This window comes from Variovorax sp. F042 (assembly GCF_057814215.1).
This window is the reverse complement of record NZ_JBVASX010000010.1, coordinates 96,090-122,858: the sequence shown is the minus strand read 5'-3', so window position 1 is coordinate 122,858 and position 26,769 is coordinate 96,090. Positions and strand designations below refer to the sequence as shown.

23 protein-coding genes are annotated in these 26,769 nt (G+C 67.1%); 1 reads left to right on the top strand and 22 read right to left on the bottom strand.

All coding sequences use genetic code 11. The features are described 5' to 3' along the window. Window positions 1-4 precede the first annotated feature (4 nt). The 22 genes from ACZYSP_RS25880 to dksA all read right to left on the bottom strand — a co-directional run bounded on the left by ACZYSP_RS25880 (window position 5) and on the right by dksA (window position 24,837). Window positions 5-484, bottom strand: a complete 480-nt coding sequence (locus ACZYSP_RS25880; protein WP_489017393.1) for a hypothetical protein — start codon at window positions 482-484, stop codon at window positions 5-7. A gap of 69 nt (window positions 485-553) precedes the next feature. Then, entirely contained in the window at window positions 554-730 is a 177-nt protein-coding gene (locus ACZYSP_RS25875) for a hypothetical protein (protein WP_164713437.1), read from the bottom strand. Between the two features lie 24 nt (window positions 731-754). Then, on the bottom strand, window positions 755-1,678 hold the full coding sequence (gene lpxC / locus ACZYSP_RS25870; RefSeq protein WP_258351224.1) for a UDP-3-O-acyl-N-acetylglucosamine deacetylase: 924 nt from the start codon (window positions 1,676-1,678) through the stop codon (window positions 755-757). A gap of 255 nt (window positions 1,679-1,933) precedes the next feature. Further along, window positions 1,934-3,148, bottom strand: coding sequence for a cell division protein FtsZ (gene ftsZ / locus ACZYSP_RS25865; RefSeq protein WP_093056258.1), 1,215 nt, complete (start codon window positions 3,146-3,148; stop codon window positions 1,934-1,936). A 170-nt stretch (window positions 3,149-3,318) separates the two neighbouring features. Next, window positions 3,319-4,548 carry a cell division protein FtsA gene (gene ftsA / locus ACZYSP_RS25860; protein ID WP_007832444.1) on the bottom strand — a complete coding sequence of 410 codons (1,230 nt, stop codon included), beginning with the start codon at window positions 4,546-4,548 and terminating at the stop codon, window positions 3,319-3,321. Between the two features lie 30 nt (window positions 4,549-4,578). Then, on the bottom strand, window positions 4,579-5,367 hold the full coding sequence (locus ACZYSP_RS25855; RefSeq protein ID WP_093078611.1) for a cell division protein FtsQ/DivIB: 789 nt from the start codon (window positions 5,365-5,367) through the stop codon (window positions 4,579-4,581). 2 nt (window positions 5,368-5,369) lie between these two features. Then, entirely contained in the window at window positions 5,370-6,341 is a 972-nt protein-coding gene (locus tag ACZYSP_RS25850) for a D-alanine--D-alanine ligase (protein ID WP_354338852.1), read from the bottom strand. Beyond that, complete coding sequence (murC, locus tag ACZYSP_RS25845) at window positions 6,338-7,816, bottom strand: UDP-N-acetylmuramate--L-alanine ligase (protein ID WP_354338851.1); 1,479 nt, start codon at window positions 7,814-7,816, stop codon at window positions 6,338-6,340. Before murC ends, ACZYSP_RS25850 begins: the two co-directional genes overlap by 4 nt. Continuing rightward, window positions 7,813-8,874: an undecaprenyldiphospho-muramoylpentapeptide beta-N-acetylglucosaminyltransferase gene (murG, locus tag ACZYSP_RS25840; RefSeq protein ID WP_489017388.1), complete on the bottom strand. Its 1,062-nt coding sequence runs from the start codon at window positions 8,872-8,874 to the stop codon at window positions 7,813-7,815. The genes murC and murG overlap by 4 nt, the downstream gene beginning before the upstream one ends. Beyond that, entirely contained in the window at window positions 8,871-10,169 is a 1,299-nt protein-coding gene (gene ftsW, locus ACZYSP_RS25835; RefSeq protein WP_093056268.1) for a putative lipid II flippase FtsW, read from the bottom strand. Before ftsW ends, murG begins: the two co-directional genes overlap by 4 nt. Continuing rightward, entirely contained in the window at window positions 10,166-12,265 is a 2,100-nt protein-coding gene (gene murD / locus ACZYSP_RS25830; protein ID WP_489017387.1) for a UDP-N-acetylmuramoyl-L-alanine--D-glutamate ligase, read from the bottom strand. Before murD ends, ftsW begins: the two co-directional genes overlap by 4 nt. Window positions 12,266-12,272: 7 nt before the next feature. After that, the gene (gene mraY / locus ACZYSP_RS25825) at window positions 12,273-13,451 is read right to left on the bottom strand and encodes a phospho-N-acetylmuramoyl-pentapeptide-transferase (RefSeq protein ID WP_093056272.1); all 1,179 of its coding nucleotides are present in this window, start codon (window positions 13,449-13,451) and stop codon (window positions 12,273-12,275) included. A gap of 15 nt (window positions 13,452-13,466) precedes the next feature. Then, window positions 13,467-14,903 (bottom strand): UDP-N-acetylmuramoyl-tripeptide--D-alanyl-D-alanine ligase, encoded by a 1,437-nt coding sequence (locus ACZYSP_RS25820; protein ID WP_307616375.1) that lies wholly within the window; start codon window positions 14,901-14,903, stop codon window positions 13,467-13,469. Further along, entirely contained in the window at window positions 14,900-16,459 is a 1,560-nt protein-coding gene (locus ACZYSP_RS25815) for a UDP-N-acetylmuramoyl-L-alanyl-D-glutamate--2,6-diaminopimelate ligase (RefSeq protein WP_489017384.1), read from the bottom strand. The genes ACZYSP_RS25820 and ACZYSP_RS25815 overlap by 4 nt, the downstream gene beginning before the upstream one ends. 2 nt (window positions 16,460-16,461) lie before the next feature. Continuing rightward, window positions 16,462-18,216: a peptidoglycan D,D-transpeptidase FtsI family protein gene (locus tag ACZYSP_RS25810; protein WP_093056277.1), complete on the bottom strand. Its 1,755-nt coding sequence runs from the start codon at window positions 18,214-18,216 to the stop codon at window positions 16,462-16,464. Continuing rightward, window positions 18,213-18,569, bottom strand: a complete 357-nt coding sequence (gene ftsL, locus ACZYSP_RS25805) for a cell division protein FtsL (RefSeq protein WP_440533483.1) — start codon at window positions 18,567-18,569, stop codon at window positions 18,213-18,215. The genes ACZYSP_RS25810 and ftsL overlap by 4 nt, the downstream gene beginning before the upstream one ends. Before the next feature lie 2 nt (window positions 18,570-18,571). Next, window positions 18,572-19,495, bottom strand: a complete 924-nt coding sequence (rsmH, locus tag ACZYSP_RS25800; RefSeq protein ID WP_093078604.1) for a 16S rRNA (cytosine(1402)-N(4))-methyltransferase RsmH — start codon at window positions 19,493-19,495, stop codon at window positions 18,572-18,574. 8 nt (window positions 19,496-19,503) lie between these two features. Next, a complete protein-coding gene (gene mraZ, locus ACZYSP_RS25795; RefSeq protein WP_081270207.1) occupies window positions 19,504-19,932 on the bottom strand; it encodes a division/cell wall cluster transcriptional repressor MraZ in 429 nt (142 codons plus the stop codon). Window positions 19,933-20,203: 271 nt separating this feature from the next. Continuing rightward, window positions 20,204-21,526, bottom strand: a complete 1,323-nt coding sequence (hslU, locus tag ACZYSP_RS25790; RefSeq protein ID WP_093056283.1) for an ATP-dependent protease ATPase subunit HslU — start codon at window positions 21,524-21,526, stop codon at window positions 20,204-20,206. A 2-nt stretch (window positions 21,527-21,528) separates the two neighbouring features. Beyond that, window positions 21,529-22,074, bottom strand: coding sequence for an ATP-dependent protease subunit HslV (gene hslV / locus ACZYSP_RS25785; protein ID WP_042578379.1), 546 nt, complete (start codon window positions 22,072-22,074; stop codon window positions 21,529-21,531). Between the two features lie 56 nt (window positions 22,075-22,130). Continuing rightward, entirely contained in the window at window positions 22,131-23,813 is a 1,683-nt protein-coding gene (locus tag ACZYSP_RS25780) for an STAS domain-containing protein (protein ID WP_097200140.1), read from the bottom strand. Between the two features lie 49 nt (window positions 23,814-23,862). Then, the gene (gene dksA, locus ACZYSP_RS25775; RefSeq protein ID WP_256216869.1) at window positions 23,863-24,837 is read right to left on the bottom strand and encodes an RNA polymerase-binding protein DksA; all 975 of its coding nucleotides are present in this window, start codon (window positions 24,835-24,837) and stop codon (window positions 23,863-23,865) included. 383 nt (window positions 24,838-25,220) lie between these two features. Here dksA and ACZYSP_RS25770 point away from each other — a divergent pair, with 383 nt between their 5' ends. Next, window positions 25,221-26,738, top strand: a complete 1,518-nt coding sequence (locus tag ACZYSP_RS25770; protein WP_489017380.1) for a YdgA family protein — start codon at window positions 25,221-25,223, stop codon at window positions 26,736-26,738. Window positions 26,739-26,769: the final 31 nt, after the last annotated feature.

Below are 26,769 nucleotides of genomic sequence, written 5' to 3'. Positions count from 1 at the left end.
AGCCCTATCGCCGGAAATCCAATCGCCCGTTGGGCCAGCGGCCGTCGATCCGGCGGTTGTCGACGATCAGGCCCACCCAGGGCTGCGTGATGGCCGGATTGCTCTGGTTGATGTAGCGGCCCACAAGCATGTCGGGATCGACATAGCGGACATCGAGCAGGGCCTGCCGCGCGCCGCCATCCCAATCGAACAGCAGGTAGAACCGACTGCCGGCCACCCGCACGGTGGCCTTGCCCTGCTTCCACGCAGCTTCGGAATCACCGGGGATCGTCGGATCGGCGCCTCCATTCCAGCGGCTGGACCATGCGCCGACGATTGAGGACGGCGCGTCGTTCGCCGATGTGCCCCACGCAGGCGCGTTCGGGTCATCGGGCCCGCCGTGCAGTTCGATGCTCTCGGCAAACGCTTCGATATCTGCGCCCTCCGGGTCGGGCGCATCTTCAACGCCGAATGGATTCCGGCTGGGGGATGTGTTGGTATTCATGGCGCCATCGTGCGCCGGAGTGTGCTGCCACGCATGCCGTTTCCGGACATGCGAACGAAGACGCGAAGGCTACGCCACGCGCTCGGCGATCAGCACCGCGAAGAAACCGAACGCCGCCAGCAGCGTCCACTTCAACACGATCCATCCGATGCGCCGGTACTTGGCCTGCCCCGTGCCCGCATAGAACGCAAAGCACACGCCCGCCACCAACAGAAGCAGCAGGATGGCCCAGCGAAAAAGAAGCATGAGGGACTGAGAGACGGGCGCGGCCTACCAGGCCCGGGCGACTTCGCCGAAACCGCGCGGTGCGCGCTTCTCGTCCTCGAAGGTCACGACTTCGTAGGCGTCGCTGTGCGAAAGCAGTTCGCGCAGCAGCTTGTTGTTGAGCGCATGGCCCGAGCGGAACGCGGTGTAGGCCGCCAGCAGCGGCTTGCCGATGATGTACAGGTCGCCCATGGCGTCGAGGATCTTGTGCTTCACGAACTCGTCGTCGTAGCGCAGGCCGCCCGCATTGAGCACCTTGGTGTCGTCCATGACGACCGCGTTGTCGAGCCCACCACCGAGCGCGAGGCCCTTGGTGCGCATGTACTCGACGTCCTTGGTGAAGCCGAAGGTGCGTGCGCGTGCGATGTCTCGGCTGTACGAGTCGGTGCCCAGGTCGAACTCCACGCGCTGGCCGGTGGAATTGACCACGCGGTGGTCGAAGTCGATCTCGAAGCTCAGCTTGTAGCCGTGGTACGGCTCCAGGCTCGCCCACTTCTCGTTGGCGCCCTCGCCTTCGCGCACCTCGACCTTGCGGGTCACGCGGATGAAGCGGCGCGGCGCCTTCTGCAGCGCGATGCCCGCGCTTTGCAGCAGGAACACGAAGGACGAAGCCGATCCGTCGAGGATCGGCACTTCGTCGGCCGTGATGTCGATGTAGAGGTTGTCGATGCCCAGCCCAGCGCAGGCCGACATCAGGTGTTCGACGGTCTGCACCTTTGCGCCGCCGGTGGAAACGGTGGATGCAAGGCGCGTGTCGGTGACCGCCTCGGCGGTCATGCGGATCTCGGCCGGCTCGGGCAGGTCGACGCGGCGGAACACGATGCCCGTGTCGGCGGGAGCCGGTCGCAGGGTCAGCTCCACGCGTTGGCCGCTATGGAGCCCCACGCCCACGGCGCGGCTGATCGACTTGAGGGTTCGTTGTTGCAGCACGGCCGGGATTTTAGGCGCGCGACGGGCATGGCGCCCTATGCCCCTCGCTATGGCACCGATAGACATGGGTTCTATGCAATCCCGCCAAATTGGCGCGAAATGGACGCAAAGGGCACGAGGTGAGCGCAGCGCCTAGAGCCAGCAGACGTCCCTTTCAGGTCGTCCCTGTGCCCCTTGCGAACCCTCGTACCCTCTGCGTCTGGTCGAGTTCACCCCGCGATGGCCTCCAGCGAGACCATCGAACGCGGTGTCCTCTTAATCAGCCTGGCGGCGCAGGAAGGCCGGGATCTCGAAGTCGTCCATGCCGCCCGAAGACAGCGCGTCCACCTTCGCTGCAGCCATCGTGCGGTTGGTGCGCCACACGCTGGGAACGGCCATGCCGTCGTAGTTGGGCTGGCTGTGGCCGCCACCACTGGCGTGCCCCGTACCACCGAGCGTCGGCACGTTGAACGGGATGTTGTCGGTGCCGGTGCGGATCACTTCCAGCGTCGGTGCCTGGCGGCGGGCATCGGCACGCGACAGGCCGGTGGCCACCACGGTCACGCGCATCTCGTCGCCGAGGCTGTCGTCGTAGGCAGCCCCGTAGATCACGTGCGCATCCGGCGAAGCGTAGGCACGGATGGTGTTCATCGCGAGCTTCGATTCGTTCAGCTTCAGCGAGCCCTTCGACGCCGTCACCAGCACCAGCACGCCCTTGGCGCCCGAGAGGTCTATGCCTTCGAGCAGCGGGCAGGCCACGGCCTGCTCGGCTGCGATGCGCGCGCGGTCCGGGCCAGCTGCGGCAGCGGTGCCCATCATGGCCTTGCCGGGTTCGCCCATCACGGTGCGCACGTCTTCGAAGTCGACGTTCACGCCGCCGTACTCGTTGATGATTTCCGAGATGCCGCCCACGGCGTTCTTCAGCACGTCGTTGGCTTGCGCAAAGGCTTCGTCCTGCGTGACGTCTTCGCCCAGCACGTCGAGCAGCTTCTCGTTGAGCACCACGATCAGCGAGTCGACGTTCGCTTCGAGCTCGGCCAGGCCGGCGTCGGCGTTGGTCATGCGGCGACCGCCTTCCCAGTCGAAGGGCTTGGTCACCACGCCCACGGTGAGGATGCCCATTTCCTTCGCGACGCGCGCGATGACCGGAGCAGCGCCGGTGCCGGTGCCGCCGCCCATGCCGGCCGTGATGAACAGCATGTGCGCGCCGTCGATGGCCGCGCGGATGTCGTCCACCGCAAGCTCGGCCGCTTCACGGCCCTTGTCGGGCTTGCTGCCTGCACCCAGGCCGCTGGTGCCGAGCTGGATGATCTTGTGCGCGCTGCTGCGCTGCAGTGCCTGTGCGTCGGTGTTCGCGCAGACGAACTGAACGCCCTGCACACCGCGCTCCATCATGTGGGCGACCGCATTGCCGCCGCCACCGCCAACACCGATTACCTTGATCTGCGTGCCCTGATTGAACTCTTCGACTTCGATCATTTCGATGGTCATTTTTAACTCCTTGAATCTTGCAGTTGCCGTTGTGTGTCTATGAATAATTCTTGTGCCGTGACGAGATCAACGATGCGTCCGTCACGATGGTGGACCTGTTCGTCGCCATCGCTCGTTGAAATGCAATGGGGGGCTGCCACGCGCGAGCCAGAGTGGAGACTTGATCATGGCTAGAAATTCCCCACGATGAAGTCTTTGAAACGTCCGAATGCAGTCTTTACCGACCCATTCTTCTGCGCGACCTTGAAGCCACGCATGCGCGCGAACCGTGCTTCTTCGAGCAGGCCCATCACCGTCGCTGCGCGAGGCTGCGCAACCATGTCCGACAGCGCGCTCGAATACTTCGGGATGCCGCGGCGCACGGGCTTCAGGAAGATGTCTTCGCCGAGCTCGACCATGCCGGGCATCACCGCGCTGCCGCCCGTGAGCACCACGCCCGACGACAGCACCTCTTCGTAGCCCGACTCGCGCACCACCTGCTGCACCAGCGAGAAGATCTCTTCGATGCGCGGCTCGATCACGCCGGCCAGCGCCTGCTTGCTCAGCATGCGCGGGCCGCGGTCGCCGAGGCCCGGCACTTCGACCTGCGTGTCGGGGTCGGCCAGCAGTTGCTTGGCATAGCCGTTCTCGACCTTGATGTCTTCCGCGTCCTTCGTCGGCGTGCGCAGCGCCATGGCGATGTCGCTCGTGATGAGGTCGCCCGCGATCGGGATCACGGCCGTGTGGCGGATCGCGCCGTTGGTGAAGATCGCCACGTCGGTCGTGCCCGCGCCGATGTCGACCAGCACCACGCCGAGCTCGCGTTCGTCTTCGGTCAGCACCGCCTGGCTCGAGGCCAGCGGGTTCAGCATCAGCTGGTCGACCTCGAGGCCGCAGCGGCGCACGCACTTGATGATGTTCTCGGCCGCGCTCTGCGCACCGGTCACGATGTGCACCTTGGCCTCGAGCCGCATGCCGCTCATGCCGATCGGCTCCTTCACGTCCTGGCCGTCGATCACGAACTCCTGCGGCTCCACCAGCAGCAGGCGCTGGTCGCTGGAGATGTTGATGGCGCGGGCCGTCTCCACCACGCGGGCCACGTCGGCGGGCGTCACTTCCTTGTCCTTCACCGCCACCATGCCGCTCGAATTGATGCCGCGGATGTGGCTGCCGGTGATGCCGGTGTAGACGCGGCTGATCTTGCAGTCGGCCATCAGCTCGGCCTCTTTCAGGGCCTGCTGGATGCTCTGCACGGTGGCGTCGATGTTCACCACCACGCCGCGCTTCAAGCCGTTGCTCGGCGCAATGCCGAGGCCGGCCAGCTTGAGCTCGCCTCCGGGCAGCACTTCGGCCACGACCACCATCACCTTGGCGGTGCCGATGTCGAGTCCTACGACCAGGTCTTTGTATTCTTTAGGCATTGAGATATGTCCTCGATTTCTCGATGAGCGCTACTTGATTTTTCTTGGGGCCTCTGGCGAGACCGTGGTGACGCCGCGCAGCCGCAATGCATACGCGTCGTTGTGTCGCAGGTCGGCGCCCTCGACGTCGGCCATCGTGCGGCGGTACTGGCCCGCGACCTGGGTCACGGTCTTCAGGAACCGCTGCAGTCGTGCCGTCACCTCCTCGCTCTGGCCGCGGCCGAGCTCTATTTCGGCACCGCTGTCGAGCACCACCTTCCAGCTGCCCCGGCTCGACAGCGTGAGCTCGTCGATGCTCATGTCGTAGGGCTGGAACTGCGGCTGCAGCACGCGGTACATCCCCAGCACCTGGCCGGCCTGTTCGATCGGGCCGTCCAGGCGCGGCAGGTTGTCGTCCACCTCCGCCACGTTGGCCTCGAACACGTCGCCGAAGCCGTTGATCAGCTTCGAGCCCGCGTCGTCGCCCCAGTTGGCAACCGGCACCTGCTCGGTCAGCGTCACGCGCAGCTTGTTCGGGAACTCGCGCCGCACCACCGCGCTGCGCACCCACGGCACCGACTCGAAGGCAGCGCGTGCGCGCCCCAGGTCGATGGTGAAGAAGTTGCCCGTGAGCTGCGGCGCCACATTGGCGCGCAGTGTGACCGCGTTGTTGTGCGTGACTTCGCCGTCCACCTTGATGCCGCCGATGGGGAAGAAAGGCTGCCGCAGCACCCACCACGCACCCGCCGCCAGCAGCATGAGCGCCACCATCGCGAAGGCAATGTTCGCGACGATGTTCATGAGCTTGACGTCGAAGGGAGCGGGGATGCTGTCGGCCATGGCTATAGCGAGCCTCCCGTTGCGTCGAGCGCGGCCGAGGCCAGCACCCGCAGGCACAGGTCTTCGTACGCGATGCCCGCGGCGCGGGCCGACATCGGCACCAGCGAATGGCTGGTCATGCCGGGCGAGGTGTTCATCTCCAGCAGGAAGGGCTTGCGGTCGCTGGCGCGGATCATCACGTCGGCGCGGCCCCAGCCGCGGCAGCCGAGCGTGCGGTAGGCAGCCAGCGTGATGCGCTGGATCTCGTGCTCTTCCGCTTCGGGCAGGCCGCTCGGGCACTGGTACTTCACGTCGTCGGTGAAGTACTTGTTCTGGTAGTCGTAGGCGCCTTCGGGTGCGGAGATGCGCACCACCGGCAGCGCGCGCGCGTCGAGCCCGTGGCCGAGCACGGCGCAGGTCACTTCCTCGCCTTCGATGAATTCCTCGCAGAGCACGTCGGCGTCGTACTTGGCCGACAGCGTGATCGCGTCCTGCATCTGCGAGTAGCCCTCGACCTTGGTCACGCCGATGGAGGAGCCCTCGCGCGGCGGCTTCACGATCAGCGGCAGGCCGAGCACGTCGGGCACGGCCATGATCTGCTCGCGGCTTTGCTGGTCGAAGGCCAGGCGCACGTACTTGGGCGTCGGCAGGCCGTCAGCCTGCCAGATGCGCTTGGTCATGACCTTGTCCATGGCCACGCTGGAAGCCATCACGCCCGAGCCGGTGTAGGGAATGCCGAGCAGTTCGAGCGCACCCTGCACCGTGCCGTCTTCGCCGTGGCGGCCGTGCAGCGCGACGAAGCAGCGCGCGAAGCCTTCGCGCTTCAGGTCGGCCAGATCGCGCTGCGAGGGGTCGAAGGCGTGCGCATCGACACCACGCGAGCGCAGGGCTTCGAGCACGCCGGTGCCCGACATCAACGAGATTTCGCGTTCGGCGGAACTGCCGCCGAACAGCACGGCAACCTTGCCGAAGAGTTGGGGGTCCTGAAGGCTCATGAGGCCCTCCCTTTGCGCGAATCGCGCTGCGATGTTGAGGGTGCGACGGCGGTGACAGCCGCTGCGCCGAGTTCGACAACCTTGCCCGGCACCGCGCCGATGGAGCCGGCGCCCATGGAAAGCACCACGTCGCCCGCGCGGGCGTTGTCGAGAATGGCTTGGGGCATGGCGGCGATGTCGTCGACGAACACCGGCTCGACCTTGCCGGCCACGCGCAGCGCGCGCGCCAGCGTGCGGCCATCGGCCGCCACGATGGGCGCCTCGCCCGCGGCGTAGACCTCGCCGAGCAGCACGGAGTCGGCCGTGCCGATGACCTTCACGAAGTCTTCGAAGCAGTCGCGCGTACGGGTGTAGCGGTGCGGCTGGAAGGCCAGCACCAGCCGGCGGCCCGGGAACGCGCCGCGCGCGGCGGCGATGGTGGCCGCCATCTCGACGGGGTGATGGCCGTAGTCGTCGATCACGGTGAAGGTGCCGGCCCCACCTTCGTTATGGCCGCCTTGCACAGCCACGTCGCCATAGCTCTGGAAACGTCGGCCCACGCCCTTGAAACCTGCGAGGCCGCGCTGCACGGCTTCGTCGGGAATGCCGAGTTCCACAGCCACCGCGATCACCGACAGCGCATTGCGCACGTTGTGCTCGCCCGGCAGGTTCAGCACGATGGGCAGGTCGGGCAGCGTCACGCCGTTGCGGCGCTGCGCGGTGAAGTGCATCTGGCCGCCGACGGCGCGCACGTCGATGGCGCGCACCTGGGCGTCCTCGCCAAAGCCGTAGCTGGTGACCGGGCAGGTCACGTCGGCCACGATCTCGCGCACCGCCGGATCGTCGGTGCAGAGAATGGCCACGCCGTAGAACGGCATGCGGTGCAGGAAGTCGACGAAGGCTTTCTTGAGCTTCGCGAAGTCGTGCCCGTAGGTCTCCATGTGGTCGGCGTCGATGTTCGTGACCACTGCCATCACCGGCAGCAGGTTCAGGAACGAGGCGTCCGACTCGTCGGCCTCGACCACGATGTAGTCGCCGCTGCCGAGCTGCGCGTTGGCGCCCGCGCTGTTGAGGCGACCGCCAATCACGAAGGTCGGGTCGAGCCCGGCGGCGTCGAGCACGCTCGCCACCAGGCTGGTGGTGGTGGTCTTGCCGTGCGTGCCGGCAATTGCAATGCCCTGCTTCAGGCGCATCAGCTCGGCCAGCATCAACGCGCGCGGCACCACGGGAATGCGCTTCTCGCGCGCGGCCAGCACTTCGGGGTTGTCCGGCTGCACGGCAGTGGAGGTGACGACCGCGTCCGCGCCGTCGATGTGCGCGGCGGCATGGCCCACGAAGGTGCCGATGCCCAGGCCCGCGAGCCGTCGCAGTGTGACGCTATCGGACAGGTCAGAGCCCGTGATCTTGTAGCCCAGGTTCAGCAGCACTTCGGCGATGCCGCTCATGCCGGAACCACCGATGCCCACGAAATGGATGTGACGAATAGCGTGCTTCATTTGGCAAGCTCCTCGCAAGCGCGGACGACCGCCTCGACGGCTTCAGTCTTCTGCATGGTCTTGGCCTTGACGGCCTTGTCGATCAGCGCGGTGCGCTCGGTTTTCTGTAGCAAGTCAGCCAGCAATTCAGGAGTGAGGTCGGCCTGCTGCACGAGCCATCCGCCGCCCGCGTCCACGAGGAAGCGCGCGTTGGTGGTCTGGTGGTCGTCGACCGCCGAGGGGAAAGGCACGAACAGCGCTGCTGCGCCGACGGCCGCGATTTCTGTGACGGTGCTGGCGCCGGCGCGCGCGACGATGATGTCGGCGTCGGCGTACGCCTGCGCGGTGTCTTCGATGAAGGGCGTGAGTTCGCCTTCGACGCCGGCCGCCGTGTAGTTGGCGCGCAGCTCATCGATTTGCTTGGAGCCGCTCTGGTGCAGCACCTGCGGGCGCGTGGCCGGCTCGATGCGCGCCAGCGCCTGCGGCACCACGGTATTGAGGCCGCGTGCGCCGAGGCTGCCGCCCACCACCAGCAATTTCAGCGGACCGGTACGGCCCGCGAAACGCGTGGCCGGATCGGGTTGCGAAGTGAAGGCCGCCCGCAGTGGATTGCCCACCCACTGCGCCTTCTTCAGCACATTGGGGAAAGCCGTGAACACGCGATCGGCCACGCCCGCCAGCACCTTGTTGGCGAGGCCGGCGACCGAGTTCTGCTCATGCAGCACCAGCGGCTTGTTGAGCAGCACGCCCATCATTCCGCCCGGAAAAGTGATGTAGCCGCCAAGGCCCACCAGCACGTCGGGCTTCACACGGCGCACCACGCGCAAGCTCTGCCAGAAGGCGCGCAGCAGCTTCAGCGGCAGCAGGAACAGCGTGAGCGGGCCCTTGCCGCGCACGCCGCCGAAATGCACGGGCTCGAAGGCGAAGCCGCGCGGCGGCACGAGTTTTTCTTCCATGCTGCCGGGCGCGCCCAGCCAGTGAACCTGCCAGCCGCGCTCACGCAGGGCCTCGGCCACCGCGAGACCCGGGAAGATATGGCCGCCTGTGCCGCCTGCCATGACGAGTGCGGTACGCGTCATACGCGACCTCCCCGCATCAGCACGCGGTTTTCGTAGTCGATGCGCAGCACGATGGCCAGCGCCACGAGGTTCATCAGGATCGCCGAACCGCCGAAGCTCATCAGCGGCAAGGTCAGGCCCTTGGTCGGCAGCGCGCCCAGGTTCACGCCCATGTTGATGAAGGTCTGGAAGCCGAGCCACACGCCCACGCCCTGTGCCACGAGGCCCGAGAACACGCGGTCCAGCGCAATCGCCTGGCGGCCGATGTGCATGATGCGGCGCGTGAGCCAGAGAAACAGGCCGATGATCAGCAGCACGCCGACCAGGCCGAACTCTTCGCCGATCACGGCCAGCAGGAAGTCGGTGTGCGCCTCGGGCAGCCAGTGCAGCTTCTCGACGCTGCCGCCCAGGCCCACGCCGAAGATCTCGCCGCGACCGATGGCAATCAGCGAGTGCGACAGCTGGTAGCCCTTGCCCAGCGCGTGCTCTTCGCTCCACGGATCGAGGTACGCAAAGATGCGCTCGCGGCGCCACGGGCTGCTCGCGACGATGGTGCCGAAGGCCACCACCACCAGCGCGGCAATCACGAAGAACATGCGCGCGTTCACGCCGCCCAGGAACAGGATGCCCATGGCGATCACGGCGATCACCATGAACGCGCCCATGTCGGGTTCGGCCATCACCAGCATGCCGACCACCACCACCGCGATGCCCATCGGCAGCACGGCGCGGAAGAAGCGCTCCTTGATCTCCATCTTGCGCACCATGTAGCTGGCGGCGTAGAGCACCATCGCGAGCTTGGCCAGCTCCGAGGGCTGGAAGCGCATGAAGCCCATCGGCAGCCAGCGACGCGCGCCGTTCACGTTGATGCCGATGTGCGGAATGAGCACGGCCACCAGCAGCAGCAGCGAGGCCACGAAGAGCCAGGGCGCGGCGCGCTCCCAGGTCTTCATCGGGATCTGGAAGGCCAGCAGCGCGGCGATGAACGCGAAGATCACCGAGGCCGCGTGCCGCGTGAGGAAATACGAGGCGCTGTAGCCCGCGCGTGCGAAGCGCGGGTTGTCGGGCAGTGCGATGGAGGCCGAATACACCATGATCAGGCCCCAGGTCAGCAGCGCGACCGTGACCCAGACCAGCGCCTGGTCGAAACCCAGCACGCGCATCGGCGTGGCTTTTGTCTGCGCGATGCCGGCGCCGCCCAGCCGCACGGGCAGGTGCACGGGCAGCGAGTCGATCCCGCTGCGGGCGCGCCTGAACCAGCCGCCGAAGCGGCTGGTGGATGCGTTGGGCGTGGCGCCTGAGGCGGCAGAGTTCAAACCGTGTCCTCCGTCGTCGAACCGCCCATGCCGCGCGGGCTGTCCTCGTAGGCCTGCACGGCCTCGCGGAACACCTCGGCGCGGTGCGCGTAGTCCTTGAACATGTCGAAGCTCGCACAGGCTGGTGACAGCAGCACGGCGTCGCCGGGGTTGGCGCGTGCGGACGCGAGCTTCACGGCCTCGTCCATCGAGGCGGCATGCAGCAGCGAGACGCCGGTCGATGCCAGCGCGGCTTCGATGAGCGGTGCGTCGCGGCCGATGAGCACCACGGCGCGCGCGTACTGGCGCACGGGTTCGGCCAGCGGCTCGAAGTCTTGTCCCTTGCCATCGCCGCCGAGGACGACGACCACGCGGCGCTCTTCGCCCAGGCCGATCAACGCGGCCACAGTGGCGCCGACGTTGGTGCCCTTGCTGTCGTCGAAGTACTCGACCTCGTCCACGATGGCGATCGGCTCCACGCGGTGCGGCTCGCCGTGGTATTCGCGCAGGCCGTAGAGCATGGGGCCCAGCGGGCAGTCGGCGGCGCTGGCCAGCGCGAGTGCGGCCAGTGCGTTCATGGCGTTGTGACGGCCGCGGATGCGCAGCGCGTCGGCGGGCATCAGGCGCTGCAGGAAGATTTCTTCTTCCACCACGGCGCCGCGCTTGCGTTTCTGCGTTTCGTCGGCTTCCAGCGCGCGCACCAGCCAGGCCATGCCGTTGACGCGCTCGATGCCGTAGTCACCCGGGCGCAGCGGCATGGTCGCGCCGAAGGTGACGTGCGTGCGGATCTGCGGGCGCTGCAGCTTGACCCTGACGGGCGCGGGCAGCATCGCCATCACGCCGGCATCGTCGCGGTTGAGGATCATCAGCCCATGCGCGCCGAAGATGCGCGCCTTGGCCGCCGCGTAGGCCGGCATGTCGCCATGCCAGTCGAGGTGGTCCTGCGTGAGGTTGAGCACGGTGGCGGCCGTGGGCTCGAAGCCCTGCACGCCGTCGAGCTGGAAGCTGGACAGCTCCAGCACCCACACGTCGGGCAGCGTGTCGGCATCCATGTGCGCCGAGAGCGTGTCGAGCAGCGTCGGGCCGATGTTGCCGGCCACGGCCACGGTCTTGCCCGCACGCTCGACCAGCTGGCCGGTGAGCGAGGTGACGGTGGTCTTGCCGTTGGTGCCGGTAATGGCGAGCACCGCGGGCGCATAGCCCTTGGGGGCTTCGGGCTCGACGATGGGCGCCAGCTCGAGCTGCGGCGATTCTTCTTCGACGGCGGCAGAGGCCGGATTGGTGGCGGAGATTTCGGCGATCTTGGCGACGAACTCCGCGGCCTCCCTGGCGGCGGTCGGGACGTAGGGCTTGCCGGTGACGGGCAGGCGGGAAGCGGCGGCGGGTGCAGGAGCAGAAGCCTCGGAGGACTCGGGGACAACGGCGGGCACTTCCGGCGCGGGCTCGGCCGCCGGCTCGACGACTTCTGCGGCCTCGGGCGGCAGCGGCACGGCGACGCTCATCGACGGATCGCGCGGCATCGCTTCAGCCTGCGCGGGCACGGTCGGCTCGGACGCGGCTTCTGCGGCGACTTCGGGCGTTTCGGCTTCGACAGGCTCGGGCTGTTGCTCCGGCTCGGCCACGGCTTCAGCTTTCTCGACGTGCGCGGGCTCGTCCAGCGGCAGTTGCGCCTGCGCCTCCGGCTCGGCGGTTTCCACGGGCGCTTCTGCCACCGGCTCGATGGGTACTTCCGCCTCGGGTTCCGGCTCGGCCTCGACCACCGGCACTTCCACCGTCCGCAGGTCCAGCAACGCACGCGCGAACAGGTCCAGCTCGCCACCGACCGGCAGCCCGACAGCACGCGCCGCTTCCACCACCGGCGCAATGGTCGCGGGCGACAGCCCCGGCGAGCGATACACCGCGCGGACCGGCGTGCCTTCGACCAGCGCAGCCGTGAACGGCCCGCCGACGAACGTCACCCCGGGCAGCTCCGCCTGTAGCGTCGCGAGCAATGCCGGCGCCTCGCGCGTGTCGGCCACGGTCACGACGGCGCCGTGGCGCGCGCACCAGCGCGTCATCGCCAGCCCGGACGCACCGAGGCCGAGGATGAGAACGGGGAGGTCTTTCAAATGCCGCATGGTTCCGTTACCGCAGCTTCAACGTCGAAAGACCCACGAGGCACAGCAGCATCGTGATGATCCAGAAGCGCACCACGACCTGCGTTTCGCGCCAGCCGCTCTTCTCGAAGTGATGGTGCAGCGGCGCCATCTTGAGCACGCGGCGGCCTTCGCCGTAGCGCTTCTTCGTGTACTTGAAGTACATGACCTGCGCCATCACCGAGATCGCCTCGACCACGAAGATGCCGCCCATGATGAAGAACACGATCTCCTGGCGCACGATGACCGCGATGGTGCCCAGCGCGCCGCCCAGCGCCAGCGCGCCCACGTCGCCCATGAAGACCTGTGCCGGGTGCGTGTTGAACCAGAGGAACGCGAGCCCCGCGCCGGCCATTGCCGAGCAGAACACCAGCAACTCGCCCGAGCCCGGGATGTTGGGGAACAGCAGGTACTTGGAGTACACCGCGCTGCCCGTGACATAGGCGAACACGCCCAGCGCCGAGCCCACCATCACCACCGGCATGATCGCCAGGCCATCGAGGCCGTCGGTCAGGTTCACCGCATTGCTCGCGCCCACGATCACGAGGTACGTGAGGATCACGAAGCCGATGCCGCCCAGCGGGTAGCTCACCTCCTTGAAGAACGGCACCAGCAGGTTGATCTTGGGCGGAAAGTCGAGGTCGAAGCCCGACTGCACCCACGCGAAGAACAGCTGCACCACGCGCCAGTTGGAGCTCTCCGAGATGCTGAAGAGCAGGTAGAAGGCCGCAATCAGGCCGACCACCGACTGCCAGAAATACTTCTCGCGCGAGCGCATGCCTTCCGGGTCCTTGCGCACCACCTTGCGCCAGTCATCGACCCAGCCGATGGCGCCGAAGCCCATCGTGACCCACAGCACGATCCACACGAACCGGTTCGAAATATCGAACCACAGCAGCGTGGCGAAGGCGATGGCGAACAGCACCAGCACACCGCCCATGGTGGGCGTGCCGCTCTTGGTCAGGTGCGTTTCCATGCCGTAGCCGCGAATCGGCTGGCCGATCTTGAGCGCGGCCAGGCGGCGGATCACGTACGGGCCGGCCACCAGGCCGACCACGAGCGCGGTCAGCGCAGCCATCAGCGCGCGGAAGGTGAGGTATTGAAAAACGCGCAAGAACCCGAACTCGGGCGAGAGCGTCTGCAGCCATTGGGCCAGGGTCATCAGCATGTGGTTTCGCGCGGCTCATGCGTCATGACCGGCCTCCTTTTGTTGTTGTGGTTGTGCTTGCGCCTCGACGACCTGCACCACGCGCTCCATCTTCATGAAGCGCGATCCCTTGACGAGCACGCTGCCGAGTTGCGGCAGGCGCGCGAGCACGGCCGCGCCGAGCGCGTCGAACTCTTCGAAATGGCGTCCGTCGGCACCGCCGAAAGCAGCGGTGGTGTGCGCCGTCGCGGCGCCCAGCGTGTAGACGGACTCGATACCGCGCTGGCGCGCCCGCTCGCCGACTTCGGCGTGGAACTCGGGCGAGCGGTCGCCCACCTCGCCCATGTCGCCGAGCACCAGCAGGCGCGGGCCCGGCAGGGCGGCGAGCACGTCGATGGCGGCAATCACGGAATCGGGGTTGGCGTTGTAGCTGTCGTCGACCAGCGTGAGCGCATGGCCACCGGCCAGCACGATCTCGTTGGCGCGCGAACGGCCCTTGACCGGCTCGAAGGCCGACAGGCCCGCTGCAATGGTCTCGACCGACACGCCGGCCGCGAGCGCACAGGCCGTGGCGGCCAGCGCATTGACGACGTTGTGCCGGCCCGCGATGTGCAGGCGCGCATCGAAGGCGCCGATCGGCGTGCGGATGCGCACGGCCCAGGCACCCTGCTTCCATTCGGCGCTGTCGAGCGAGATGTCGGCATCTTCCGATTCGCCGAAGGTCATGCAGCGGCGCGAGCCGCCGGCGTGCGCCATGTCGGTCCACAGAGAAGTGAAGGCGTCGCCGTAAGGGAACACGGCGGTGCCGCCTTCGGGCAGCACCGCGAACACGGCGGCATTCTCGACGGCCACCGCCTCGACGGTGGCCATGAACTCCTGGTGCTCGCGCTGGGCGTTGTTGACGAGTGCGATGGTCGGGCGCGAGATGGCGGCCAGCCGCGCGATCTCGCCCGGATGGTTCATGCCCAGTTCGAGCACCGCGCGCTGGTGCTGCGCGCGCAGGCGCAGCAGCGTGAGCGGCACGCCGATCTCGTTGTTGAAGTTGCCGGCGGTGGCCAGCGCGCGTTCGGCGCGGAAGGCGAACAGCACGGCCGCGATCATCTGCGTGACCGTGGTCTTGCCGTTGCTGCCGGTCACGGCGATCAGTGGCAGTTCGAACTGCGCGCGCCAGCCCGCGCCGAGCGCGCCGAGCGCGACCAGCGAGTCGGGCACTTCGAGGCCGCTGAGGCCGGCGGCCTCGAGGCCGTGGTGCGCAATGGCGGCCACGGCGCCGCGCTTCTTGGCGTCCGCCAGGAAGTCGTTGGCATCGAAGCGCTCGCCCTTGAGCGCGACGAACAGGTCGCCCTGCGCGAGCGTGCGCGTGTCGGTGTGCACACGGGCGATGACGGTCGAAGCGTCACCCACCAGGCGCGATCCCGGAATCCATTGCTGCACCTGGGCCAGCGTGATGTTGAGAGGCGTCGTGTCGGTCATGCCGCGGCCCCCCTCTTTGCCAGCGCCTGCAGCGCATGGGTCTTGTCTGAAAATTCGATGCGCTGGCCGGCGATTTCCTGCCAAGCCTCGTGGCCCTTGCCGGCGATCAGCACCACGTCTTGCGGGGCTGCCTGCGCGATCGCATCGGCGATGGCGGCTGCGCGGTCGGGCTGCACCTGGGCGGCTTCGGGACTGGAGAAGCCGCGCAGCACCTGGCTGATGATCGCGTCGGGCTTTTCGCTGCGCGGGTTGTCGCTGGTGACGACCACGCGGTCGGCCTGGCGCTCGGCGACGGCGGCCATCATCGGGCGCTTGATCGGGTCGCGGTCGCCGCCGCAGCCGAACAGGCACCAGAGCGCACCGCCGCGCTGCTTTGCCAGCGGGCGCAGGCCGATCAGGGCCTTGTCGAGCGCGTCGGGGGTGTGGGCATAGTCGACCACGGCGAGCGGTGCGCCTTCGCCGGTGCCTGCGCGGTCCATGCGGCCCGGCACGCTGGTGAGGTTGGCGCAGGCTGCCACGGCCTGGGCGAGCGTGAGGCCCAGCGCGCGCAGCGTGCCGAGCACGCCCAGCAGGTTGGCCACGTTGTACTGGCCGATCAGGCCGGTCGACAGGCGCTCCACCGCGGCGGTGCCGTGCTCGGCCACCGAGAACTGCAGGCCCTGCGCGTCGTAGCCGATGTCGCGCGCCACGAGGCGGGCCGGCTTGCCGCCGGCAGAGACGGTCCACACGTCGAGTGCGCCGATGCCGGCGTCGATCAGGTTCGCGCACAGGCTGGCGCCGTGCGTGTCGTCGATGTTGATCACCGCCGCGCGCAGGCCGGGCCAGCGGAACAGCTCGGCCTTGGCTTGCCAGTAGGCGTCCATGCTGCCGTGGTAGTCGAGGTGGTCCTGCGTGAAGTTGGTGAACACGGCCACGGCGATCTGCGCGCCGTCGAGGCGGCGCTCGGCGATGCCGATGGACGAGGCCTCGATGGCGCAGGCGCCGAAGCCGCGCGTGACCAGCGAGCGCAACTCGCGCTGCATCATCACCGGGTCGGGCGTGGTGAGGCCGGTGTAGGTCAGCTCGGGCGGCACGCCGATGCCCAGCGTGCCCATCACCGCGCAGGGTGACGGCGCATCGCGCTGCATGGTGCCGTCTGGCCGCATCGCGCGCACGCCGCCCGCCGCCCGCAGCGTGGAGAGCGATTCGGCCAGCCACCAGGCGGTGGAGGTCTTGCCGTTGGTGCCGGTCACGGCCAGCACGTCGAGCAGGGCCGAGGGGTTGTCGTAGAAGGCCGAGGCGATCGGGCCGGTGGCGGCCTTCAGGCCGGGGTAGCTGACGATGCGGTCGTCGCCTTCGAAGCCGAAGGCCTCGACGCCCTCGTGTTCCACCAGGCAGACCGCCGCGCCCAGCGCCAGCGCGGCCGCCACATGCTTGCGCCCGTCGGTGGCGGCGCCGGGCCAGGCGATGAAGACGTCGCCCGCGCCCACGGCACGGCTGTCGGCGTGCAGCGCGGCCTGCGGCACGCGCTCCTTGAGCCAGGCCGCGGCGAGTTGGGGGGAAGTGAAGCTCAGCATGTTCAGAAACTCTCGTCGACGCCCTGCGTCATCACAAGCGGTTTGACCGCCAGATCGGGCGGTACGTTCATCATGCGCAGCGTCTGCTGCACGACTTCGCTGAACACGGGCGCCGCAGCGACGCCGCCGAAATACTGGCCGTCGCTGGGCTCGTCGATCATCACAGCGACGATGATGCGCGGCTTGTCGATGGGCGCCATGCCGGTGAACCAGGCGCGATATTTGTTACTCGCGTAACCCTTGCCGACCTGCTTGTGGGCCGTGCCCGACTTGCCGCCGACCGAGTAGCCGACCGTCTGCGCGCGTGTGCCGGTGCCGCCGGGGCCGGCAGCCATCTGCAGCATCTTGCGCACCGCCAGTGCGTTCGACGGCGAGAACACGCGCACGCCGACCGGTGGCTCGGAATTCTTCAGGATGGTGACCGGAATGATCGAGCCGTCGTGCGCGAACGAGGTGTACGAATGCGCCATCTGGAACAGCGACGCCGACAGGCCGTAGCCATAGGCCATGGTGGCCTGCTCGACCGGCTTCCAGGTCTTCCACGGGCGCAGCCGGCCCGTCACGGCGCCGGGGAACTGGATCTGCGGCTTCTGGCCGTAACCGAGCGCGGTGTAGGTGTCCCACATCTCGTGCGGGGTCATCTTCTGGGCGATCTTGAGCGCGCCGACGTTGCTCGACTTCTGGATCACGCCTTCGACCGTCAGCGTGCCGTAGTTGTGCGTGTCGCTGATGGTGAAGCCGCCGATCTGGAATCGGCCGGGGCCGGTTTCGATCAGGGTCGAGGGCTTCACGCGGCCGGCTTCGAGTGCCATGCCCACCGTGATCGGCTTCATGGTCGAACCGGGCTCGAAGGTGTCGGTGAGCGCGCGGTTGCGCAATTGCTCGCCGGTGAGGTTCTGGCGCTTGTCGGGCACGTAGCTCGGGTAGTTGGCCAGCGCCAGCACTTCGCCGGTGACGGAGTCGAGCACCACCACGCTGCCGGCCTTGGCCTTGCGCGCGGTCACGGCATCGCGCAGCTTCTGGTAGGCGAAGAACTGCACCTTGCTGTCGACGCTGAGCTGGATGTCCTTGCCGTCGAGCGGCGGCACGGTTTCGCCAACGCCCTCGACCACGCGGCCCAGGCGGTCCTTGATGACCCGGCGCGACCCGGCCTTGCCGGCCAGCTCCTTGTTGAATGCGAGCTCGATGCCTTCCTGGCCGTTGTCTTCCACGTTGGTAAAGCCCACCACGTGCGCGGCAGCCTCGCCCTCGGGGTACTGGCGCTTGTATTCCTTGCGCTGGTAGATGCCCTTGAGATTCATGGCCGCAATCTGCTTGGCGATGGGCTCGTCAACCTGGCGCTTGATCCAAACGAAGGTCTTGTCCTCGTCTTCGAGCTTCTTGTCGAAATCCTTCTGCGACATCTCCAGCAGCTTGGCGACCTGCTTGAGCTTGGCGCGCACTTCGGGGTCGTCGCGCTCGATGTCTTCCGGAATGGCCCAGATGCTGGGCGCCACCACGCTGGAGGCCAGGATGAGCCCGTTGCGGTCGAGGATGCGGCCGCGGTTGGCCGGCAGCTCGAGCGTGCGCGCAAAGCGCACTTCGCCCTGCCGCTGGAAGAAGCTGTTGTTGAGCACCTGCACATAGGCCGCCCGGCCCGCGAGCATGACAAAGCCGAGCGCAATGCCCGCGACGATGAACTTGCTGCGCCACACCGGCGTCTTGCTCGCGAGCAAGGGGCTGGTGGTGTAGCGCACGCTGCGGTTGCCCCGGTTCATCGTGCGGCCCTCGCTGCGGTGACGGGCTTGGCCGCCGGCTTGGGCGCGGTCGGCGCAGGCGCCACCGGCGCGACCGCGGGGATCACCGTGCCGTCAGGGCGCACGTACTGCGTGATTGCCGGCGAGGTGGTGCGCATCTGCAGCTGCTCCTTGGCGAGCTTCTCGACGCGCAGCGGCGTGGCCTGTGCGCGCTTCTCGACCTGCAGGCGATCGCGGTCGGTCTCCAGGCGACGGGCTTCCTGCTGCACGCGGTCGAGCTCGGTATAGAGCTGACGCGACATGTACTGCGTGTGCACGAGGTACAAAGCCGTCGCAATGACGGCCAGCAGCAGCAGGATGTTGAGGCGGGCCATGGTCAGCTGGCCCCGGTGCGTTCTGCGACGCGAAGAATGGCGCTGCGCGAGCGCGGGTTGCCGCCCACCTCGGCGTCGGACGGCTTGATGCGCTCCAGCGCGCGCAGCTTCATGACCTTCGGGGCGGCAAACGGCGCGCGGCGGTCGTAGACCTCCTTCGAGTGCTTGGCGATGAACTGCTTCACGATGCGGTCTTCCAGCGAGTGGAAGCTGATCACCGCGAGCCGCCCCTGGGGTTTGAGCACGGACAGACTCGCTTCTAGCGCCTGTTGCAGCTCTTCAAGCTCGGCGTTGATGAAAATCCGAAAAGCCTGAAATGTGCGCGTTGCAGGGTTCTGGCCCTGCTCGCGGGTTTTGACCGTGCCAGCCACGAGCTCGGCCAGTTCGGTGGTGGTTGAAATTGGGCCCCGTTCTTGTCGGCGAGCAACAATCGCCTTTGCAATCTGAACAGCAAACCGTTCTTCGCCATAGTCACGGATCACCTCTGCAATCTGCTGAAGTTCGGCCGTTGCCAGCCATTCGGCCACGCTCTCGCCGCGCGTGGTGTCCATGCGCATGTCGAGCGGGCCGTCGAAACGAAAACTGAAACCGCGCACCGGGTTGTCGATCTGCGGCGAGCTCACGCCCAGGTCCATCAGCAGGCCGTCGACGCTCGCGTCGGGCAATTCGCCCAGCGAGCGGAATCCCTGGTGGCGGATAGAAAAACGCGCATCGGAGATGCGCGCTGCTTCGGCCACTGCTTCCGCATCCTTGTCGAATGCGATCAGCCTGCCTTCCGGCGCCAGCCTGGAGAGGATTGCACGCGCATGCCCTCCCCGCCCGAAGGTAGCGTCCACGTAGGTGCCGGTTGCCGCCGTGCTGCCGGAAAGAAGGGCTTCCACCGCTTCGTTCAGCAAGACGGTCGTATGGGTCCATGGGGTGTTCACTTGGGTCCTCAGAACGCAAAGTCCTGAAACACATCCGGCATCTCGCCCTGGGTGGCCTCGGCCTCCTTGGCCTCGTACGTGGCCTTGTCCCAGAGTTCGAAGTGGTTGCCCATGCCCAGCAGCAGCGTCTCTCGCGTGATGCCGGTGGCCGCGCGCAGTTCGGGCGACACCAGGATGCGGCCGGTGCCGTCCATCTCGACGTCCATCGCGTTGCCCAGGAAGACGCGCTTCCACCACTGCGCCGACATCGGCAGTGCGGCGATGCGCTCGCGGAATTTTTCCCATTCGGGACGGGGAAACACCATCAGGCATCCGTGCGGATGCTTGGTGATCGTGAGCTGGCCGCCTGCCGTCGCGCTCAGGACGTCACGATGCCGGGTCGGCACGGAGAGCCGCCCCTTGGCATCCAGACTGAGCGATGAAGCGCCTTGAAACACGACCACGAACCCCTGTGTTGGGAGTGCTGCAGCACCCGAAAGGAGCACTACCCGCACTTTTTCCCACTTAACTGCACTTTTTTGCACTGTAGCAGGAAACACTTCGGAAGCAACTGGCCGTTTGGGCTATTTTTTGTAATGGAATCAACGACTTAGCGCCGATTCCAAAACCATGGAATCGGCGAATTTCGTTGAAAATGAAGTACTTAGCTCACGCAATGAATGTGATGCGTGAAGGATTCCCCCGTTACAGGGGGAAGGAGAAGCGGCTTCAGAGAATGAAGCGCGAAAGGTCTTCGTCGTGACTTAGTGCCGCAAGGCGCTGGTCGACATAAGCGGCATCGATGCGGATCGATTGCCCTTCGAGGCGGGTCGCGTCGAAGCTTACCTCATCCAGCAGGCGTTCCATCACGGTCGACAAACGGCGTGCGCCGATGTTCTCGGTGCGCTCGTTCACCTCGAAGGCGATGGCGGCCAGCCGGTTCACGCCTTCGGGCGTGAATTCGAGCGTCACGCCCTCGGTGGCGAGCAGCGCCTGGTACTGCTTCACCAGCGACGCGCGGGTCTGCGTGAGGATGCTTTCGAAGTCCGCCACCGAGAGCGACTGCAGCTCCACGCGGATCGGAAAGCGCCCCTGCAGCTCGGGGATCAGGTCGCTCGGCTTGCTCAGGTGGAAGGCGCCGCTCGCGATGAACAGCATGTGATCGGTGCGCACCACGCCGTATTTGGTGGTGACGGCCGTGCCCTCCACCAATGGCAGCAGGTCGCGCTGCACGCCCTGGCGCGACACGTCGGAGCCCTGCGCTTCGCTGCGCGTGGCAACCTTGTCGATCTCGTCGATGAAGACGATGCCGTTCTGCTCGGCATTGGTGATCGCCTGCGTGCGGATCTCGTCCTCGTTCACCAGCTTGGCCGCTTCCTCGTCGATCAACAGGCGCAGTGCCTCGGCGATCTTGAGTTTGCGCGTCTTGCGCTTGCCGCCGCCGATCTGGCCGAACATGCCGCGCAACTGCTCGGTCATTTCCTCCATGCCGGCGGGGCCCATGATTTCCAGCGGGGTGCGGGTCTCGGCGAGGTCGAGTTCGATCTCCTTGTCGTCCAGCTGGTGCTCGCGCAGTTTCTTGCGGAAGGCCTGGCGGGTGGCGTTGCCCGTGTCGGCCACAGCGCCATCGGCACCGCGTGCGGGAGGCAGCAGCACGTCGAGGATGCGGTCTTCGGCGGCGTCTTCGGCACGCGCGCGCACCTTGGCGCTTTCCGATTCGCGGGTCTGCTTGACGGCGATTTCGGCGAGGTCGCGAATGATCGAATCGACGTCCTTGCCCACGTAGCCGACCTCGGTGAACTTGGTGGCCTCGACCTTGATGAAGGGCGCGTCGGCCAGGCGCGCGAGGCGGCGGGCGATTTCGGTCTTGCCCACGCCCGTGGGGCCGATCATGAGAATGTTCTTCGGGGTGATCTCGTGGCGCAGCTTGTCTTCGACCTGCTGGCGGCGCCAGCGGTTGCGCAGGGCGATGGCCACGGCGCGCTTGGCGGCCGGCTGGCCGACGATGTGGTTGTCGAGCTCGGAGACGATTTCCTGGGGGGTCATGGACATGGTCAGAGCGCTTCCACCGTGTGGTTCATGTTCGTGTAAATGCAGATTTCTCCGGCGATCGCCAGCGATTTGCGCACGATCTGCTCGGCCGAGAGGTCTGTGTTGTCGATCAGCGCCTTGGCCGCCGACTGGGCATACGCCCCGCCCGAACCGATGGCGATCACGCCGTCTTCGGGCTCCAGCACGTCGCCGTTGCCGGTGATGATGAGCGAGGTGGTGGCGTCGGCCACGGCGAGCATGGCCTCGAGCTTGCGCAGCACGCGGTCGGTGCGCCAGTCCTTGGTGAGTTCGACTGCCGCGCGGGTCAGGTGCCCCTGGTGCTTTTCGAGCTTGGCCTCGAAGCGCTCGAAGAGCGTGAAGGCGTCGGCCGTGGCGCCGGCAAAGCCTGCGAGCACCTTGCCGTGATAGAGGCGGCGCACTTTGCGCGCCGTGCCCTTGATGACGATATTGCCGAGAGTGACCTGCCCGTCCCCACCGATGGCGACCTGATCGCCTTGGGGGGTCTTGCGGCGCACGCTCACGATGGTGGTGCCGTGAAACTGTTCCATCGCAGCCATCTGGGGGTGCGCCGCGGCAATGCAACCGCCATCGGGCGGCGCAGGTTTTAGTTTTTCCTAACCGTCACTGTCGAATGATCGGCAATGCCTACCAGGTTGAACAGCGCAGCAATCAACCGGTGCGCATCGACGAACTGCACGCGCTCGCCATTGGCATCGCGTGCGCGCACCCAGCTCAGCAGCGTGCCCACGGCGGCCAGGTCCATGCGCAGCAGCGCGGCACACGAAATGACCGGGGCCGTGGTGTGGCGCAGGTCGTTGTCCAGCCGTTGCCAGCTCGACAGCGATTCGCCCCGCAGATCGCCCGCCAGCGCGGCAAAACCGCTGTCGGTGGACGGAAAGCTCTCCGAATCGCCACCGACCGACAGCAGCGACCACACCGAGCTGGGCCGGCTTGCGGGCGGCGCGGCCAGCGTGGTGCATTCGCCCTTCGGGTCTTGCCAGGAAGGCGGCGACACCTCGTAGGTGATGCAGTAGTTGAGCGCCACCAGCTCGAAGTCGTCGGGCAGGTGCATCAGGCGAAGCGCCGCAAGGTGCAGCTGCCACCAGATGTCGTCGGTGCCACGCTCGTTGTTGGGTGCGGCCTCGGACAGCACGGCCAGCAGTTGCGCCGAGCCCATGAACCGCAGCTGCACCGGCGAATCGGCCCAGTGGGTGAACAGCACGCGCAGCGGCGCAGCAGCCTCAGGCTCGACGGCGTGCAGCCCGCGCCAGTCCAGCGTCCATACCGAGCCTGCCTTTGACAGCGCACGGGTGAGCTCCATCAGGCCTTCGCGCGCCAGGCGCGTGGGACAGGTCCAGTCGGCATGGGCGCTGCTGCCTTCAGCAGCGGCCCCGGCCGCCTCTTCGCTGGCAGTGACGGCCTTGACGCTGCGGGCCAGCTCATCGAGCGAAACCCAGTCGGGGCCCATGCGCCGCATGCGCTGCGCATAGCGCATGCGGGCGGCTGCGAACTTGGCGGCGTCACCGGTTGCGCGGTACAGATCGAACAGGGCGCGCCAGCGGTTGTCGTCGCGTTCGGCCGCGGCGTCGTGCCCACCCTCGGTGGGCGTCGTGCCTTCGGTGGAGGCCAGGGCCTGCAGCAGGATGGCTTCGGCACCGGTGTCGTCGCCGTGCGCGAAGCGGATCACCGCCTCTTCCAGCGCACCGTCGTGCGCAAGGCGCGACGACAGCAACGGCACGCTGGCGGCCACCGCCGGGGCATCGTCACCAGCCTCGGCTGCAGCCGCTGGCGGGATGATGGGCAACACGGCAGGCTCGGACAGCAGATCGTCGGTATGCACCGGCGGCAGCGTCTCGGCGCCGGCGTCAGGCGGCGGGTTGACCAGCGTTTCGCCGTTCGGGCCCCGCCCCTTCCACCACTGCTGCGACATCTGCTGCTCGATCTCGTCGATCTTCTTGAGCGTGAGCGCGCGGCCTTCCGATTTCTCGGAGGTGCTGTTGATGTTGAAGGAAGACGGCGTGACCGTCGCCTCGAAGGCGTGGGCGGCGGCCTCGCGCTGGCGCAGCTTGCGCAGCATGTCGAACTCGCGCCGGCGCACGAAATCGTTGCGCTGGCGCCGCTCGATCATCTCCTTCAGCATCTCGCGGCTGTAGGTCTGCTGGGCGGGCAGCGAGGAGTCCGAGGTCGAGGCGGAGGCAGGGGCATCCAGCTCCGACCAATCCTTCAGGGGATTGCGGACAAATTTGGCCACCTTGGAAAAAAGGCGGCCCGATTCTTCCTTAGGCATTCGGCGAAGGCTATCGAAGTCGCTGGGTTCTATCTACCTTGACCCTGTTTCAATCCCCGAACATCTTTTGCTTGAGTTCGCGGCGCTGTTGCGCTTCGAGCGACAGCGTGGCAGTCGGGCGGGCCAGCAGGCGGCCGACACCGATGGGTTCGCCGGTTTCGTCGCAGTAGCCGTAGTCGCCGGCGTCGATGCGCTGGATCGACTGCTCGATCTTCTTGAGCAGCTTGCGCTCGCGGTCGCGGGTGCGCAGTTCGAGGGCATGTTCTTCCTCGATGGTGGCGCGGTCGGCCGGGTCGGGCACGACCACCGTGTCTTCACGCAGATGCTCGGTGGTCTCGCCGGCGTTCTCGAGAATGCCGCGCTTGAGTTCTTCGAGCTTCAGGCGGAAGAACGCCATCTGCTTTTCGTTCATGTACTCGTCGTCGGGCATGGCGATGACTTCAGCGTCGCTCAGCTCGGAAGGAGTCTTGGTCTTCCAGTTGTTGGCCAGCTTCGGGTCTTTCTTCACGGCCAGGGGCGGCGGCGGCACCAGCGCGGTGGAAGGCGCCTGCGAGAAGCTGGACTTGGCGGCGGTCGATGCGACAGATTGCGGCATCGAGGGCACGGTAAGTTGCGACAGCCGGGACACGCGGCCACCACGCGCGGCGGGTGCGGGCGTGGGGGTTTGAACGGGCATCGAGGGTGTCGCCGGGGCGGAAGTGGAGGCGGCAGCCGTTTTTTTCATGGGGATCGAGGGGGCAGAAGGAACGGCAGCAGGGCGGCCGACGGGTTTGGATGACGATGAGCCCGCGCCTGCGGTCTTGGTGGCGGCAGTTGCAGGCTTGGCGGACTTCTTGGTCGCAGCGGTCGCGGCCTTGGCCGGTGGTGCTGCGGGCTTTTTGGACGGCGCGCTTTTCTCCTTCGCTGCGGGGCCATGTGCGGTGGCGGAAACCTTTTTGGCCGCAGGTACAGCCTGCTTCGCAGCCGGCGCCTTCTTTGTGGCGGGCTTGGGTGCTGGCGTGGCCTTGGCGGCGGGTTTCTTCACGGTGACTGGCTCCTTGGTCGAACTGGAACGCGCTTTCACTGGGTGTCTCCTCCCATGGGAGCCACTTGCGGCTTTCAGACCACGCAGGCTCCCCGTTGTCGGGGTGCTCGCCAGTGGCGAACCCCGGGGTTATACCCCCGAAAGCCCACCAGGAACGTGCGGCGCCCCGTGCCGGAAGTCACATCTTGTCCACGAGAACTGGACATGGCTGCCGGAACAGGCGCGCGATTGTATAGAGAACTCGCAGGCGCGGGCGATGTCCAGGCGTGCCGGCCAACTCCGTTAGCATCGCGCGGCGCTGTCTGTGGGAGCAGCGCGGCCCCGGGCCTTTGTCCATATGGCGCAGGGGGCCTATCCGTTCATTCGCAAAAAGAAAGCAAGTCTTGAACAAGAAAGTAGTTTTGGGAGTCCTGGCCGCGGCTATCGCCGTCGCCTACGGCGGCAGCACCTGGTGGGCCGGCACGCAAATCAAGTCGCGCTACGACATCGCCTTCGACGAGCTGCCGAAGCAGACCGCGCTGGTGCGCGTGACCGAGCGCAAATATGAACGCGGCTTCTTCGGTGCCGTCAGCACCGTGACGCTGGAAATCGGCTGCGCAGCCGATGCCGCCGCCCCGGCAGCAGCAGCACCCGCCGCCGCCGACAAGCCCGCCGAGGGCGAGGAAGCCGAGGCAGACGAAGAGGAAGACGCAGGCGGCATCAAACCGCCCAAGCAGCTGCGCCTGACCATCCGCGACACCATCCATCACGGCCCGCTGGCCGGCGGCACGCTGGCAGCGGCCACCATCGACAGCGAACTGGTGCTCGACGAGAAGACGCAGGCCGCGGCGAAAAAGCTGTTCGGCGACGCCAAGCCCCTGAGCGCGCGCACCAAGGTCGGCTTCAGTGGCGCCTTCACGACCGACCTCACCGTCGCCCCCGCCAAGCTGGTCGAAGAAGGCAAGGGCCGCCTCGACTGGCAAGGCGTGCAGGCCCGCCTGGAAGTCAACGCCGCGCGCACCCAGGCGCGCTACGACCTGACCGTGCCCGGCCTGGACTTCAGCGAAGCGCGCAGCGGCGTGACCATGAAGATGGGCAAGCTCGCCGCCAAGGCCGACATGGACATGAGCGCCGGCTGGTTCCTGGCCACCGGCAAGACCGAAGGCCGGCTCGACACCCTCGAGTTCGCCGTCAAGAAGAAGGCTGCCGAGGACGGTGCCGCACCGGCAGAACCACCAAAGGCGCTGCCGGCAGTCGTGCTCCAGAACATCGAACTGGTCGGCGAAGCCAGCACCAAGGACGGCCTCTATGCGTCGAGCGGCACGTTCAGGGGCACCGGCAAGATCGGCGAGACGAAGATCGACAAGTTCGAACTGACCAGCGGCGCGCGCCGCATCCATGCCGCCGGCTACAAGAAGCTGGCCGACGCCTGGATGCAGTCCAGCGCCGCCAGCGGCTGCGGCAAGGGCGGCAGCAAGGCATCGCAGGCAGCCATGCAGGCGCTGGCCGAGCAGCTCGCCCCCGACCTCAAGGCCATGGCGAAGTACGGCCCCGAAGCCGGCCTCGACAAGATGCTGGTCGAAATCGACGGCAAGCGTGCCGAAATCGGCTACACGGTCAGCATGGCCGGCGTGACCGACGAAGACCTGCAGATGCCCGGCACCGCGCTGCTCATGAAGCGCGGCGTGCTCAAGGCCCACGCGCGACTGCCGATGAAGTGGATCGAGAAGCTGGCCGAAACCGGTGCAGAGAGCGGCCAGACGCCTCCGCCCGAAATGGTGGCCGGCCTGGTCGAGCAAGGCGAGCAGAGCGGCTTCGTGAAGCGCGACGGCGACGACGTCACCGCCCAGGTCGAGTACAGCGAAGGCAGCCTGAAGGTCAACGGCAAGCTGCTGGGCGGGATGGGGGCAACCGGCAAGTAAGCCGGCCCCGGCCCGAATGAAAACGGCGCTG